Below are 14,400 nucleotides of genomic sequence, written 5' to 3' on the forward strand. Positions count from 1 at the left end.
ACTGTGACCTGCGGCGCGTACCGAGGGCGAGAAATCTTTAGCCTCTTCACCCTGATAGGCGAAGTGTGCTGACGTCTCGTCAGGGCTCAGATGTGGCCGACGCCGGCCCCCGCCTCCGCGTTCGCGCCCCGCTTGGTGAGCAGGGCGACCAGGACGGCGAACGCGGCGACACCCGCGGCGACCAGCGACGCGAGACTCATCCCGGAGATGAAGGTGTCGTGCGCGACGTCCGTGATCTTCGCCGCGATCTCCGCCGGGGTCCCCTTGGCGACCGGGGCCACACCCACCTGGACCGCCTCCGCCGCCTGGTCGAGCTGGGCCGGCGGCAGCGCCGGCAGACCCGCGTCCTTCCAGTTGCCCGGGAGGTCGCTGTCCACCTTGGAGGCCATCACGGCACCGAGGACGGCCGTACCGAGACTGCCGCCGATCTGCATCGCGGCCTGCTGGAGACCGCCGGCCACACCGGAGAGCTCCATGGGCGCGTTGCCCACGATGACCTCGGTGGCGCCGACCATCACCGGCGCGAGGCCGAGGCCGAGCAGGGCGAACCACAGCGACATGACCGCGCTGCCGGTGTCCGTCTCCAGCGTGGACATACCGAACATGGCGATCGCGACCGACGCCATACCGCCGGCCAGCGGGATGCGCGGGCCGAGCTTGGTGATCATCGCGCCCGCGAGCGGGGAGCCGACGATCATCATGCCGGTGAGCGGGAGCAGGTGGAGGCCCGCGTCGATCGGGCTCATGCCGTGCACGTTCTGGAGGTAGAAGGTCACGAAGAACAGGCCGCCCATGAACGCGATGGCCATGAGGACCATGAGGACCACACCCGCCGACAGCGCGACCGACCGGAACAGCCCGAGCGGGATCAGCGGCTCCTTGACCTTCGTCTCCCAGAAGGCGAACAGCACGAAACCCACCACGGAGGCGGCGATGAAGGTCCAGGTCATGCCGTCGCCCCAGCCCCAGGTCGGGGCCTTGATGAGGGCCCACACCAGGCAGAACATGGCGGCGGAGAGCAGGGCTATGCCCAGCAGGTCGAAGGAGCGCGGGGCGTTCTCGGCGCGGTGGTCGAGCAGGATCAGGACGCCCAGGACGAGGGCGAGGACGCCGACCGGGACGTTGATGAAGAACACCGACTGCCAGTTGACGTGTTCGACGAGGACACCGCCGAGGATCGGGCCGCCGGCGGTGGAGGCGCCGATGACCATGCCCCAGATGCCGATGGCCATGTTGAGCTTCTCGGCCGGGAAGGTGGCCCGCAGCAGACCGAGCGCGGCCGGCATCAGCAGGGCGCCGAACAGGCCCTGCAGGACACGGAAGGTGACGACCGCGGCGATGGAGCTGGACAGACCGATGGCGCCCGAGGCGGCGGCGAAGCCGACGACACCGATCAGGAAGGTCTGACGGTGCCCGAAGCGGTCACCGAGCTTGCCCGCGGTGATCAGGGCGACCGCCAGCGCGAGGAAGTAGCCGTTGGTGATCCACTGGACGTCCGCGAAGCTCGCCTTGAGGTCGGCCTGGATGGCCGGGTTGGCGATGGCCACGATGGTGCCGTCGAGGGCCACCATCATGACGCCGACGGCCACGGTCAGCAGGGTGAGCCAAGGGTGGCCGCGCAGCCCGGAGGCGGGCGGCTGATCCGACGGGGACTGTGACGCCTTGTCCCCCGGCCCCGTCGTGTCGATGGTGGTCTGACTAGTCATGTGTTCGAGGCTAGTGACAGCCACTGACAATTGACAAACCAATTCACAAGTCGGTAACTGACACCAATGGAAACACTGCGCGAACGCAAGAAGCAGCGCACCCGCGAGGCACTGCTGCGGGTCGCGATCGAACTGTTCACCACCCGCGGCTACGAGCAGACGACCGTCGACGACATCGCCGACGCCGTCGGGGTCTCGCAGCGCACCTTCTTCCGCTACTTCGCCGGCAAGGAGGACGCCGCCCTCGCGCTCGACGAGATGACGGTGGCGCACTTCGTCGACGCCGTACGCGCACGTCCGGCGCACGAAGCCCCGCTGGAGGCGCTGCGCCAGGCCGTGCTGGAGGGCTGGGACAGACTGCACGAGGTCGTCGACTCGGTCGTACCGGTGGAGCGGTTCCTCGCCCTGTACCGGGTGATCGAGTCGACCCCCGTCCTGCTCGCCGCCCATCTGCGGCGGTCCGCCGAGGTCGAGGAGGTCCTCGCGCGCGTGCTCGCCGAACGCGAGGGCCTCGACGCGCGGACCGACCCGCGACCGCGGCTGACGGTGGCCGCCTTCAGCGGGGTGATGCGGGTGACGGAACGGCAGTGGATGACGGACGGGGACTTCAGCCTGGAGGCCATGCGCGAGCTGACGGTCTCCCACCTCGAACTGCTGGGCCCGGCCCTCGCGGGCAAGTGGCTCCCTTACACCAAAACGTGATACCGGTCACTCGATTAACCCGAGACCGTCCCGTTCTCCTAGTGTGTCCTTTCAGTGACTTCCTTCGACACCTCCCCGCAACTCAACGTCTGGCGCGCACTGCTCGCGCTGGCCGTGGTGTTCGTGATGCTGGCGACCACCGGCTGGACCGCGCTGCGCAACCAGCGGGAGGCCACCCCGCTCCAGGCCTCGCTCGAGTCCTGGGCGCACGGCCGCCTCCACGGACACCGGCTGCCGGACCCGGACACCGCCCCCGCTCAGCTCACGCGCTTCTTCGCCGCCCTCACCTCCCAGGAGCGCGTCCGCCTCGCCCAGCGCTACCCGCTCGCGGTCGGCAACATGAACGGCGCCCCCGTCACACTGCGCTACCAGGCCAACCGCCTCGCGCTCCTGCAGGCCCGTGCCGTCGAGCGCGCCCGCATGCACGACGCCCGGCTCACACCGGCCGGTCAGCAGGAGGCGGGCCGCCGTATGCACCGCTTCGAGGCGCTGACCGCCCCGGAGCGCCACATCCTCGCCTTCGACCCCGACGGCTCGGGGCGGGTCGCCGAGGTCTTCGGCGACCTCGGCCGAGCGGAGCGGGTCTCCGTCGTCGTGCCCGGTGTCGACACCGACGTGCTCACCTTCCAGCGCACCAAGCGCAGCTGGTCCGCGCCGGTCGGCATGGCCAAGGCCCTTTACCGAGCCGAGCGGGAGGCGAGCCCGGCCACGCGTACGGCGGTGATCGCCTGGGCCGACTACACCGCGCCCGCCGGACTCGGCATCGACTCGGCCACCGCGATGCGCGCCGAGACCGGCGCCGTCCGGCTGAACGAACTGGTGCGCGCGCTGCCCGGCACCTCGCCGGTCTCCCTGTTCTGCCACAGCTACGGCTCCGTGGTGTGCGGGGTCGCCGCGCCCGCGCTGCCCGGGCGGGTGTCCGACATCGCGGTGGCCGGCAGCCCCGGGATGCGGGTCGCCGACGCCTCCCATCTGCGCACCTCCGCCCATGTGTGGGCGATGCGGGACGCCGACGACTGGATCCAGGACGTGCCGTACCTGGAGGTCGGCGGTCTCGGCCACGGTGCCGATCCGGTGTCCTCCGCGTTCGGCGCGCGGGTGCTGTCCGCGCGGGGCGCGGACGGTCACGCCGGTTACTTCGAGCCCGGAACGGAGAGCCTGCTCAACTTCGCCGAGATCGGCATTGGCGCATACCGCTCGGTGCAGTGCGCCCACGAGGACGAAGCCTGCCGCGCCGGTTTGCCCGGCACGGCCACGGCCGGACGCGCGTAGAGACCGCAGGAATCGCGGTCTGCGCGAGGAGGGGACGAAGGAGCTCGTGCCGCATACGATGACCCGCATGGGTGACGTACTGGCCGGATTTCATGCCGCCTGGGAGTTCGAGTCCGACTCCGTGCTCATCCGCTACGAACGGGGGATTCGCACACCGAAGCTCTTCCAGGCACTGGGGGAACGACGGATCCCCCTGGAGGCGATCTCCGGGGTGACGCTGACTCCCGGCAAGCGGGGCACGGTGGTGCTGCACGCCGAGCCGCGGTCCGGGGCGGATCCGCTCATGGAGGCGGCGGCGGGACAGCTCAAGGAAGGGTGCGACCCGTACCGGCTGGTGCTGCCGGCCGACAAGGAGACGCTCGCCGAGTACTACGCGGACGAGCTGCGCGCGCTGCTGAAGGAGGACGCCGAACCGGCGGAACGTTTCCTGGTGCCGGCGCCCGAGGTGCCGTTGCAGTTCAAGGCGTACGACGGGAAGGCGTCCTTCGACGGCCGTACCGTGCACTTCCGCTGGTTCTGGACGGGGGCGTCCTCGGCGAAGTGGAAGGCCGGCGACCAGAGTTTCGCGGTGTCCGAGCTGACGGGTGTCGAGTGGCGGTCGCCGGAGGTCTTCGAGGGCCATCTGCGACTGCTCCGCGGGGAGCCGGGGCCGGTGCAGGCGGACCAGGACCCCGCAGCCGTGGTGTTCGGCCTGGGGTACGGGCCCGTCCACGAGTCCCTGCCGTTCGCGGCGGCGGTGCTCTCCGCCGTACGGCAGCGGGGGCCCGCGGCAGCGGTCCCGGCCGTGGCCGCGCCACGCCGGGACCCCGCGGACATCGCCGAGCGCATCCGCCATCTCGGAGAACTGCACCAGGCCGGGCTGGTCACCGACGAGGAGTTCTCCGTGAAGAAGGCGGAACTGCTGGCGGAGCTGTGACCTACTCCCGGCCCGCCGACGAGAACCGCATGTCCGCGTAACGGTCGCCTGCCACCTGGCCCGCGATCGGCTCCAGCAGCTCCAGCTCCTCCTTCGTGAGCTCGATCCGCGTCGCGGCCGCGTTCTCCTCCACACGGGCCGGCTTGCGGGTGCCCGGGATCGGGACGACCGGGAGGTCGTGGACCGCCGTCTGCTGCTGGACCCAGGCCAGGGCGACCTGGCCGAGGGAGACGCCGTGCGCCTCGGCGACCGTGCGGACCGGCTCCAGGAGGGCCGCGTTCGCCGCCGCGTTGTCGCCCGTGAAGCGGGGCTGCTGGCGGCGGAAGTCGTCGGCGGTGAGGTCCTTGTCGGCGTTGGTGAAGGAGCCGGTGAGGAAACCGCGCCCGAGCGGCGAGTAAGGGACGAGCGCCACGCCCAGGTCACGGGCGGCCGGGACCACCTGGGCCTCGATGTCCCGGCTGAACAGGGACCACTCCGACTGCACGGCCGCGATGGGGTGGACGGCCTGCGCCGCGCGCAGCTCCGCCGCGGTGACCTCGCTGAGGCCCAGGTGCTTGACCTTGCCCTCGCGCACCAGCTCGGCCATGGTGCCGACGGAGTCCTCGATCGGCACGTTCACATCGCGCCGGTGCATGTAGTAGAGGTCGATCGCGTCGACGTCCAGGCGCTTCAGGCTCGCCTCGACCGCCTTGCGGATGTAGGGCGGGTCGTTGCGGATGATCCGCCGGGTCGGGTCGTCCGGGGGTATCGACAGGGCGAACTTGGTGGCTATCACCACCTCGTCGCGGTGGGCCTTGAAGAACGGGGACAGGAACGTCTCGTTCTCCCCGTTGCCGTAGGCGTCCGCCGTGTCGTAGAGCGTGATGCCGAGTTCGAGGGCCCGCTCCAGGGTGGCCCGGGACTCCTTCGCGTCCGTGGGGCCGTACGCGAAGCTCATGCCCATGCAGCCGAGCCCCTGGACGCCGACCGCGGGGCCGGTGTCGCCGAGTCGTGCGGTGGGGATCGTGCGGTCCGTCATCCGGCTTTCTCCGATTCGTAGGCGCGACCGGCTTCGGCGTAGAAGCTGATCTTCCGGTCGAGAACGGCGAGCGTGTCCTTGAGTTCCGCGATCCGGGACAGGACGTCCCGGCGGGTCGTCTCCAGGAGCTCGAACCGTTCGGTGAACGTGTGGTCGCCCTCGCGCACCAGTTCCGCGTACCGCACCATGTCGGCGACCGGCATGCCGGTGAGCCGGAGCTTGCCGACGAGGTCGAGCCAGTCGAGGTCGCGGTTGCTGTAGCGGCGCTGGCCGGTGTGCGAGCGGTCGATGTGCGGCATCAGGCCGATGCGCTCGTACCAGCGCAGGGTGTGCGCGGTCAGCCCGGTGAAGGCGACGACCTCGCTGATCGTGTAGCTGTCCTGCCCCACCGGACGCCGGTGGGGGTGCGGCGGGGCCGCGCAGCTGTCGGTCCTGGTACCCGTGGTCTCCATCACCGTCATGCTCCCAACGCTATGACCTTGGAGTGCACTCCAAGCAAGCGGAACCGGTAAGAAATCGGCAGGACGCCGTCCTGTGGACGGGTACCGGACCCCACGATGATTCTGGAGCTGCGAGCCGCTTAGGCTCGACGGCATGTCCTTGCAGAGCCTCGCATTGATCGAGAACTGGCCGGTTCCCACCGCTGCGGCGGGGGTGGTCCGGGCCGACGGCACCGTCCTCGGCACCCACGGTCCGTCCGGTCACCGCTTTCCGCTGGCCTCGGTCACCAAGCCGCTCGCCGCGTACGCCGTCCTCGTCGCGTACGAGGAAGGGGCGGTCGAGCTCGACGAGCCGGCCGGGCCGAGCGGCTCGACGGTGCGTCATCTGCTCGCGCACACCTCGGGGCTGGCCTTCGACGAGCACCGGGTCACCGCCCCGCCCGGGGAGCGGCGCCTGTACTCCAACGCCGGCTTCGAGCAGCTCGGCGACCATGTCGCCAAGGCCACGGACATCCCGTTCGCCGAGTACCTGCGGCAGGCGGTCCTGGAACCGCTGGGCATGACGTCGACCGGCCTGGAGGGCTCGCCCGCCAAGGACGGTGTGTCCACCGTCGAGGACCTGCTGCGGTTCGCGGCCGAGGTGCAGGCACCGCGGCTGCTGGACCCGCGTACGGTCGCGGAGGCGATGACCGTCCAGTACCCCGGCACCAAGGGCGTGCTCCCCGGCTACGGCCACCAGAACCCCAACGACTGGGGCCTCGGCTTCGAGATCCGCGACTCCAAGTCCCCGCACTGGACCGGCTCCTCGTCCTCACCGCGCACCTTCGGGCACTTCGGCCAGTCGGGCACGTTCCTGTGGATCGACCCGGACGCGCGGGCGGCCTGCGTGGCCCTGACCGACCGCGCCTTCGGGCCGTGGGCCGTCGAGGCCTGGCCCGCCTTCACCGACGCCGTGCTCGCCGGTCTCTAGGACATCTCCCACAGCAGAAGCTCGGCCGGGGTCACCGCCACCGCGTCCAGTTCCTTCGCGCCGGTGACCCGGGCCGCATCCCCTGGGCCCAGCTCCTCGCCGTCCAGCCGCACGTCACCGCGCACGACATGGACGTAGACGAAGCGCCCGTCCGGCACCGCCGTGCGCTCCCCCACGGCCAGTCGCCGCACATGGAGCAGCGCGCCCGCCTCCGGGATCGCGTACGGCGTCGAGTCGGCGATCCCGCGGACGATCTCGTACGACGGCTCGCCGCCGGGCGCCAGGGGGGCCAGCCAGGTCTGCACGAAGGTCAGCGGGGTCTCGCCGTCGTTGCGCTCGACGTGCCGTACGCCCGCGGCGGCGCTCAGCCGCTGGACGTCACCGGCCCGTACGACCGTCTCGTGCCCGGTGGAGTCACGGTGCGTCAGCTCGCCCTCCACCACCCACGTCACGATCTCGGTGTGGCTGTGCGGGTGCTCGTCGAAACCGGCCCCGGGCACCAGCCGCTCCTCGTTGCAGGCGATCAGCGCGCCGAACCGGAGGTTGTCGGGGTCGTAGTGCGGCCCGAACGAGAAGGCGTGCCACGACTCGATCCCGGTCCCGGGGTCCCCGCCTGGGTAGCGCTCCGCGGCGCGCCGTACGTCCGTCACGGGACCACGGTAGTGCCAGGCCGGGCCGCGGGTGGGGCCTCAGCCGGTACCCGGCGGCGCGCACTGACGTCCGGATAAGGCAGTCTTGTCCCCGTGCCCGAACCCGAACACCGCAAGTCCGACCCCGCCGCGCCCGGCAACCACGCTCATGCCGCGACCCTGAAGCGGCTGGAGAAGTCGTCCGGGTCTCTCGCGCAGCAGGCCATCGCGCGCATGGACGAGACGCTGCCGTGGTACCGGGCCATGCCCCCGGAGAACCGTTCCTGGATCGGGCTGGTCGCCCAGGCCGGCATCGCGGCCTTCACCGAGTGGTTCCGGCATCCGGACGCCCCGCAGGCCATCTCCACCGATGTGTTCGGCACCGCACCCCGTGAGCTGACCCGGGCCATCACCCTGCGCCAGACCGTGGAGATGGTGCGCACCACCATCGAGGTCATGGAGAGCGCGATCGACGAGGTCGCCGCCCCCGGCGACGAGTCCGTGCTGCGCGAGGCCCTGCTCGTGTACGCCCGCGAGATCGCCTTCGCCACCGCGCAGGTCTACGCCCAGGCCGCCGAGGCACGCGGTGCCTGGGACGCCCGCCTGGAGTCGCTCGTCGTGAACGCCGTGCTCAGCGGTGAGGCCGACGAGGGGGCCGTGAGCCGGGCCGCCGCGCTGGGCTGGAACGCCCCCGAGCACGTGTGCGTGGTTCTCGGCACCGCCCCCGACGGTGACTCGGAGCTGACGGTCGAGGCCATCCGGCGGGCCGCCCGGCACGCCAAGCTCCAGGTGCTGACCGGGGTGCTCGGGGCCCGGCTCGTCGTGATCGCGGGCGGCAGCGACAACCCGCTCGCCGTGGCCAAGTCGCTGATCGGGCCCTACGCGGCCGGACCGGTGGTCGCCGGGCCCGTGGTCCCCGATCTGCTGGCCGCGACCCGGTCCGCGCAGGCGGCCGCCGCCGGGCTCAAGGCGTGTTCCGCCTGGCAGGACGCCCCGCGCCCGGTCCTGGCGGACGACCTGCTTCCGGAACGCGCGATGGCCGGTGATCCCAGTGCGCGCGAGCAGTTGGTGGAGGAGATCTACAGACCGCTGGAGGAGGCCGGTTCCGCGCTCCTGGAGACGCTCTCCGTCTACCTCGAACAGGCGTCCAGTCTGGAGGGCGCGGCCCGGATGCTCTTCGTGCATCCGAACACCGTGCGCTACCGGCTCCGACGTGTGACTGACGTCACCGGCTGGTCACCCTCCGATGTGCGGTCGGCGTTCACCTTGCGGATCGCGCTCATCCTGGGGCGTCTGGCCGACGGAGATCTCCAGCCCTAGGCTTTTGTCGGGGGCCCACAAAACCCCCTCCTGTTCTTCGTCCCTGTCCCCACGGGCGGCTTGGGCCGCCCTCAAGAGAGAGTGTGAGAGTGCTCGTACTCGTCGCTCCCGGCCAGGGCGCCCAGACGCCCGGCTTCCTGACTCCCTGGCTCGAACTCCCCGGTGCCGCGGACCGCGTCGCCGCGTGGTCCGACGCCATCGGCCTGGACCTCGTCCACTACGGCACGCAGGCCGACGCGGACGCCATCCGCGACACCTCCGTGGCCCAGCCGCTGCTGGTCGCGGCCGGGATCCTGTCCGCCGCGGCACTCGGTGACATGGCCACGATCGTCCCGGGCGCCGTCGCCGGGCACAGCGTCGGTGAGATCACCGCCGCGGCCTTCGCGGGCGTGCTGGACGACTCCGCCGCCCTCACCCTCGTCCGCAAGCGGGGTCTGGCCATGGCCGACGCCGCCGCGATCACCGAGACCGGCATGTCGGCGCTGCTCGGCGGGGACCCCGAGGTCACCGTCCCGCACCTGGAGAAGCTGGGCCTGACGCCGGCGAACGTCAACGGCGCCGGGCAGATCGTCGCCGCGGGCACGCTGGAGCAGCTCGCCGTGCTGAACGACGACAAGCCCGAGGGCGTCCGCAAGGTCGTCCCGCTGAAGGTCGCCGGCGCCTTCCACACGCACCACATGGCCCCCGCGGTCGACGCGCTGGCCAAGGCCGCCGCCGATCTGACGCCGGCCGACCCGAAGGTCACCTACGTCTCGAACAAGGACGGGCAGGCCGTCGCCACCGGCGCCGAGGTGCTGGAGCGGCTGGTCGGCCAGGTCGCCAACCCGGTCCGCTGGGACCTGTGCATGGAGACCTTCAAGGAGCTCGGCGCCACCGCGTTCATCGAGGTCTCCCCCGGCGGCACGCTGGTCGGCCTCGCCAAGCGCGCGCTGCCCGGTGTGAAGACGCTCGCGCTCAAGACCCCGGACGACCTCGACGCTGCTCGCGAGCTCATCGCCGAGCACAGTGCCTGAGAAGGAGCACGAGAGCATGTCGAAGATCAAGCCCAGCAAGGGCGCCCCGTATGCGCGCATCCTCGGTGTCGGCGGCTACCGCCCGACCCGGGTCGTGCCGAACGAGGTGATCCTCGAGACGATCGACTCGTCCGACGAGTGGATCCGCTCGCGCTCCGGCATCCAGACCCGGCACTGGGCGAACGACGAGGAGACCGTCGCCGCCATGTCGATCGAGGCGTCCGGCAAGGCCATCGCCGACGCCGGGATCTCCGCCGAGCAGATCGGCGGTGTGATCGTCTCGACCGTCTCGCACTTCAAGCAGACCCCGGCCGTGGCGACCGAGATCGCCGACAAGCTGGGCACGGACAAGGCCGCCGCGTTCGACATCTCGGCGGGCTGCGCGGGCTTCGGCTACGGCCTGACCCTCGCCAAGGGCATGATCGTCGAGGGCTCCGCGGAGTACGTACTCGTCATCGGCGTGGAGCGGCTGTCCGACCTGACCGACCTGGAGGACCGTGCCACGGCCTTCCTGTTCGGCGACGGGGCCGGCGCGGTCGTCGTGGGCCCCTCCCAGGAGCCGGCCATCGGCCCCACGGTCTGGGGCTCCGAGGGCGACAAGTCCGAGACGATCAAGCAGACCGTGGCGTGGAACGAGTACGACAGCTCCACGGACAAGTTCCCCGCGATCACGCAGGAGGGCCAGGCGGTGTTCCGCTGGGCCGTGTTCGAGATGGCGAAGGTCGCCCAGCAGGCGCTGGACGCGGCCGGGATCACCCCGAGCGACCTGGACGTCTTCATTCCCCACCAGGCCAACGAGCGGATCATCGACTCGATGGTGAAGACGCTGAAGCTGCCGGAGCACGTCACGGTCGCGCGGGACGTGCGCACCACCGGCAACACCTCGGCCGCCTCGATCCCGCTCGCGATGGAGCGGCTCCTGGCGACCGGCGAGGCGAAGAGCGGCGACACCGCGCTCGTCATCGGATTCGGGGCGGGTCTCGTCTACGCCGCCACTGTCGTTACCCTCCCCTAGGCACTCCGTGCCGGATCAACCGGTCCGGGACGGGAAGCACTGCCAACCCTCTGGATAAGAAAACGAAGGAGCGCCACCATGGCCGCCACTCAGGAAGAGATCGTCGCCGGTCTCGCCGACATCGTGAACGAGATCGCCGGCATCCCGGTTGAGGACGTCCAGCTGGACAAGTCCTTCACCGACGACCTGGACGTCGACTCGCTGTCCATGGTCGAGGTCGTCGTCGCCGCCGAAGAGCGCTTCGACGTCAAGATCCCCGACGACGACGTCAAGAACCTCAAGACGGTCGGCGACGCGACCGACTACATCCTCAAGCACCAGGCCTGAGTCTCCCGGGCTCCTCGCGGAGCCCTCCAGGCCGGACGTGCCGGCCCCGCCACCCGGCGGTGGCGCCGCTTAATCCTCGTAACGTTGGAGAAAGATTTCCCGTGAGCCCGACCAATCGCACCGTGGTCGTCACCGGTATCGGCGCAACCACACCGCTGGGTGGCGACGCAGCCTCTACCTGGGAGGGTCTGGTCGCCGGCAAGTCCGGCGTCAAGCCCCTTGAGCAGGAGTGGGCCGCCGAGCAGGCGGTCCGTATCGCCGCGCAGATCGCGGTGGAGCCGACCGAGGTCATCCCGCGGCCGCAGGCCCGCCGGCTGGACCGCTCCGCGCAGTTCGCGCTGATCGCGGCCAAGGAGGCGTGGGCCGACGCCGGTTTCGAGGGCAAGGCCGGTGAGGACGGCTCGGTCGGCGAGGTCGACCCGGACCGTCTCGGCGCCGTCATCGCCTCCGGCATCGGTGGCGTGACGACCCTGCTCGACCAGTACGACGTGCTCAAGGAGAAGGGCGTCCGCCGCGTCTCCCCGCACACCGTGCCGATGCTGATGCCCAACAGCCCGTCCGCCAACGTGGGTCTGCTCGTCGGCGCCCGCGCGGGTGTGCACACCCCGGTCTCCGCCTGCGCCTCGGGCGCCGAGGCCATCGGCTACGCCATCGAGATGATCCGTACCGGCCGCGCCGACATCGTCGTCGCCGGTGGTACGGAGGCGGCGATCCACCCGCTGCCCATCGCCGCGTTCGGCAACATGATGGCGATGTCCAAGAACAACGAGAACCCCGAGGGCGCCTCGCGCCCCTACGACGTAGCCCGGGACGGCTTCGTCCTCGGTGAGGGTGCCGGTGTCGTCGTCCTGGAGTCCGCCGAGCACGCCGCCAAGCGCGGGGCGCGGGTGTACGCCGAGGCGGTCGGGCAGGGCATCTCCGCCGACGCCCACGACATCGTGCAGCCGGAGCCCGAGGGCCGCGGCATCTCGCACGCGCTGCAGAACCTGCTGGACAGCACTGGCCTGGACCCGGCGGAGGTCGTGCACGTCAACGCGCACGCCACGTCGACGCCGGCCGGTGACATCGCCGAGCTCAAGGCGCTGCGCAAGGTCTTCGGCGACGAGGCCGACCACATCGCCGTGTCCGCCACCAAGTCGATGACCGGTCACCTGCTGGGCGGCGCGGGCGGCGTGGAGACGGTCGCGACCGTCCTCGCCCTCTACCACCGGGTGGCTCCGCCGACCATCAACGTCGAGAACCTCGACCCGGAGGCGGAGGCCAACGCCGACGTCGTCCGCGGTGAGGCGCGCAAGCTGCCCGTGGAGGGCCGTATCGCCGCGCTGAACGACTCGTTCGGGTTCGGCGGGCACAACGTCGTCCTGGCGTTCCGTACCGTCTGAGAACGTGTGTGAAGGGCCCCCACCGAGCGGTGGGGGCCCTTCACGCGTACGGAAGACCTACACCACCTGGTGCAGCCAGCGCACCGGGGCGCCCTCGCCGGCGTACCGGAAGGGCTCCAACTCGTCGTCCCAGGGCTTGCCGAGGAGCTTCGCCAGCTCGGCCTCCAGGTCCGTCTCCCCCCGCTGCGAACGCGTCAGCGCCGCGCGCAGCCGGTCCTCCGGGATCAGGATGTCGCCGTGGATGCCGGTGACGGCGTGGAAGATGCCGAGCTCGGGCGTGCAGCTGTAACGCTCGCCCTCGGCGGTGGCGCAGGGCTCGGCCGTGACCTCGAAGCGCAGCAGATGCCAGCCTCTGAGGGCGGAGGCGAGCTTGGACGCCGTGCCCGCCTCGCCCTTCCAGGAGAACTCCGAGCGCCAGGTGCCCGGCGCGGCCGGCTGCCGGATCCAGTCGAGGTTGACGCGCGTGCCGAGCACCCCGGCGACGGCCCACTCGACGTGCGGGCACAGCGCGCGCGGCGCGGAGTGCACGTACAGAACTCCACGTGTCGTCACCGGGACCTCCGGGCAGAGCGGGACAAGTCTTGCTGGCTGGCACGGCGGCGATGGCAGGCAGCCGCGTTGATGGCGAGGCTACCGTGCGGCGGCGCAAGGAGTGTGACGTACCGTCGGTCCCGGTGCCCCGAAACGCCCGCCATTCACCCGGCAGGACGCTAGTACGGGTGCCGATCGTTCCCTCGGGCGCCTCGGGAACTCCCGTGCGTTGTTATGAGAGGACCACCATTTCACGAGGGGAACACCACGGATGCGGAAGCAGGGCCACCGCTCGCGGGCCGTCGTCGCCGTCCTGACGGCGGCTCTGGTGGGCGCAGCCGGCTGTGACGCCGTGGGGGGCGACTCGGCGGCGCCGACCCAGAAGCCCAAGCCCTCGCCCAGGGCCACGCCGGCGTGGAACAGCAAACCGGGGTCGATCGCCGCGGTCGGCGACTCCATCACCCGCGGTTTCGACGCCTGCGGGATCCTCAAGGACTGCCCCGACGTGTCCTGGGCCACCGGCGGCAGCACCCAGGTCGACTCGCTCGCCGTCCGGCTGCTGGGGCGGGCGAAGGCGGCGCAGCACAGCTGGAACTACGCGGTGTCCGGGTCGCGGATGGCCGACCTGTCCACGCAGATGGCACAGGCGGCCGCGCGCACACCGGCGCTGGTCACCGTGATGGTCGGCGCCAACGACGCCTGCCGGGACTCCACGGCGGCGATGACGTCGGTGTCCGACTTCCGGGCCGGCTTCGAGGACGCCCTCGGTGTGCTGCGCAAGCGGGCGCCCAAGGCGCAGGTGTACGTGGCGAGCGTGCCGAACCTCAAGCGGCTGTGGTCCCAGGGCCGCACCAACCCGCTGGGCAAGCAGGTGTGGAAGCTGGGCGTGTGCCCGTCGATGCTCGCCGACGCGGACGCCCTGGACGCGGCGGCGACCGAGCGGCGGGACACCGTGCAGGAGCGGGTGGAGGCCTACAACTCCGTGCTGAAGGAGGTGTGCGCGAAGGACGAACGGTGCCGGTACGACGGGGGCGCGGTGTACGACTACCGGTTCGGCACCGACCAGCTCAGCCACTGGGACTGGTTCCATCCGAGTGTGAACGGACAGGCACGGCTGGCGGAGATCGCATACCGCAAGGTCAGGTCGGTGACCTAAAGT

Annotated in this window: 15 protein-coding genes; 10 read left to right on the plus strand and 5 right to left on the minus strand. The window is 71.0% G+C overall.

The features are described 5' to 3' along the window. Positions 1–86: 86 nt before the first annotated feature. Positions 87–1,706 carry an MFS transporter gene (locus M2163_RS18175; RefSeq protein ID WP_280851744.1) on the minus strand — a complete coding sequence of 540 codons (1,620 nt, stop codon included), beginning with the start codon at positions 1,704–1,706 and terminating at the stop codon, positions 87–89. A gap of 66 nt (positions 1,707–1,772) precedes the next feature. Between M2163_RS18175 and M2163_RS18180 the strand changes: the two genes are divergently transcribed. The 3 genes from M2163_RS18180 to M2163_RS18190 are packed head-to-tail and all read left to right on the plus strand — an operon-like array spanning position 1,773 to position 4,596. Then, on the plus strand, positions 1,773–2,408 hold the full coding sequence (locus M2163_RS18180) for a TetR family transcriptional regulator (protein WP_280851743.1): 636 nt from the start codon (positions 1,773–1,775) through the stop codon (positions 2,406–2,408). Positions 2,409–2,462: 54 nt separating this feature from the next. After that, positions 2,463–3,680: an alpha/beta hydrolase gene (locus tag M2163_RS18185; protein ID WP_280894479.1), complete on the plus strand. Its 1,218-nt coding sequence runs from the start codon at positions 2,463–2,465 to the stop codon at positions 3,678–3,680. 58 nt (positions 3,681–3,738) lie between these two features. Further along, entirely contained in the window at positions 3,739–4,596 is an 858-nt protein-coding gene (locus M2163_RS18190) for a DUF4429 domain-containing protein (RefSeq protein WP_280897276.1), read from the plus strand. A 1-nt stretch (position 4,597) separates the two neighbouring features. On the opposite strand, the gene M2163_RS18195 is transcribed toward M2163_RS18190, so the two are convergent. Further along, positions 4,598–5,614 (minus strand): aldo/keto reductase, encoded by a 1,017-nt coding sequence (locus tag M2163_RS18195; protein ID WP_280851741.1) that lies wholly within the window; start codon positions 5,612–5,614, stop codon positions 4,598–4,600. Beyond that, a complete protein-coding gene (locus M2163_RS18200; RefSeq protein WP_280894480.1) occupies positions 5,611–6,075 on the minus strand; it encodes a MerR family transcriptional regulator in 465 nt (154 codons plus the stop codon). The genes M2163_RS18195 and M2163_RS18200 overlap by 4 nt, the downstream gene beginning before the upstream one ends. A 133-nt stretch (positions 6,076–6,208) precedes the next feature. Here M2163_RS18200 and M2163_RS18205 point away from each other — a divergent pair, with 133 nt between their 5' ends. Then, positions 6,209–7,024 carry a serine hydrolase domain-containing protein gene (locus M2163_RS18205; RefSeq protein ID WP_280851739.1) on the plus strand — a complete coding sequence of 272 codons (816 nt, stop codon included), beginning with the start codon at positions 6,209–6,211 and terminating at the stop codon, positions 7,022–7,024. On the opposite strand, the gene M2163_RS18210 is transcribed toward M2163_RS18205, so the two are convergent. Continuing rightward, positions 7,021–7,674 (minus strand): pirin family protein, encoded by a 654-nt coding sequence (locus M2163_RS18210; protein WP_280851738.1) that lies wholly within the window; start codon positions 7,672–7,674, stop codon positions 7,021–7,023. The two genes, M2163_RS18205 and M2163_RS18210, sit on opposite strands and share 4 nt — an antisense overlap. Before the next feature lie 93 nt (positions 7,675–7,767). Here M2163_RS18210 and M2163_RS18215 point away from each other — a divergent pair, with 93 nt between their 5' ends. From M2163_RS18215 to fabF, 5 genes are all read left to right on the plus strand, one after another. Further along, positions 7,768–8,973, plus strand: coding sequence for a helix-turn-helix domain-containing protein (locus M2163_RS18215; protein ID WP_280851737.1), 1,206 nt, complete (start codon positions 7,768–7,770; stop codon positions 8,971–8,973). Positions 8,974–9,062: 89 nt separating this feature from the next. Then, complete coding sequence (locus M2163_RS18220; RefSeq protein WP_280894481.1) at positions 9,063–9,986, plus strand: ACP S-malonyltransferase; 924 nt, start codon at positions 9,063–9,065, stop codon at positions 9,984–9,986. Positions 9,987–10,002: 16 nt separating this feature from the next. Continuing rightward, on the plus strand, positions 10,003–11,001 hold the full coding sequence (locus M2163_RS18225; protein WP_280851735.1) for a ketoacyl-ACP synthase III: 999 nt from the start codon (positions 10,003–10,005) through the stop codon (positions 10,999–11,001). Between the two features lie 78 nt (positions 11,002–11,079). Continuing rightward, a complete protein-coding gene (locus M2163_RS18230) occupies positions 11,080–11,328 on the plus strand; it encodes an acyl carrier protein (RefSeq protein WP_007381745.1) in 249 nt (82 codons plus the stop codon). Positions 11,329–11,429: 101 nt separating this feature from the next. Continuing rightward, positions 11,430–12,710, plus strand: coding sequence for a beta-ketoacyl-ACP synthase II (gene fabF / locus M2163_RS18235; protein ID WP_280851734.1), 1,281 nt, complete (start codon positions 11,430–11,432; stop codon positions 12,708–12,710). Positions 12,711–12,767: 57 nt separating this feature from the next. Here fabF and M2163_RS18240 read toward each other — a convergent pair whose 3' ends face one another. Next, the gene (locus M2163_RS18240; protein ID WP_057615313.1) at positions 12,768–13,262 is read right to left on the minus strand and encodes a DUF3145 domain-containing protein; all 495 of its coding nucleotides are present in this window, start codon (positions 13,260–13,262) and stop codon (positions 12,768–12,770) included. A 250-nt stretch (positions 13,263–13,512) separates the two neighbouring features. Here M2163_RS18240 and M2163_RS18245 point away from each other — a divergent pair, with 250 nt between their 5' ends. Next, positions 13,513–14,397: an SGNH/GDSL hydrolase family protein gene (locus M2163_RS18245; protein WP_280851733.1), complete on the plus strand. Its 885-nt coding sequence runs from the start codon at positions 13,513–13,515 to the stop codon at positions 14,395–14,397. The last annotated feature ends 3 nt before the right edge of the window (positions 14,398–14,400 follow it).

Source organism: Streptomyces sp. SAI-135, assembly GCF_029893805.1.
GTDB lineage: Bacteria > Actinomycetota > Actinomycetes > Streptomycetales > Streptomycetaceae > Streptomyces.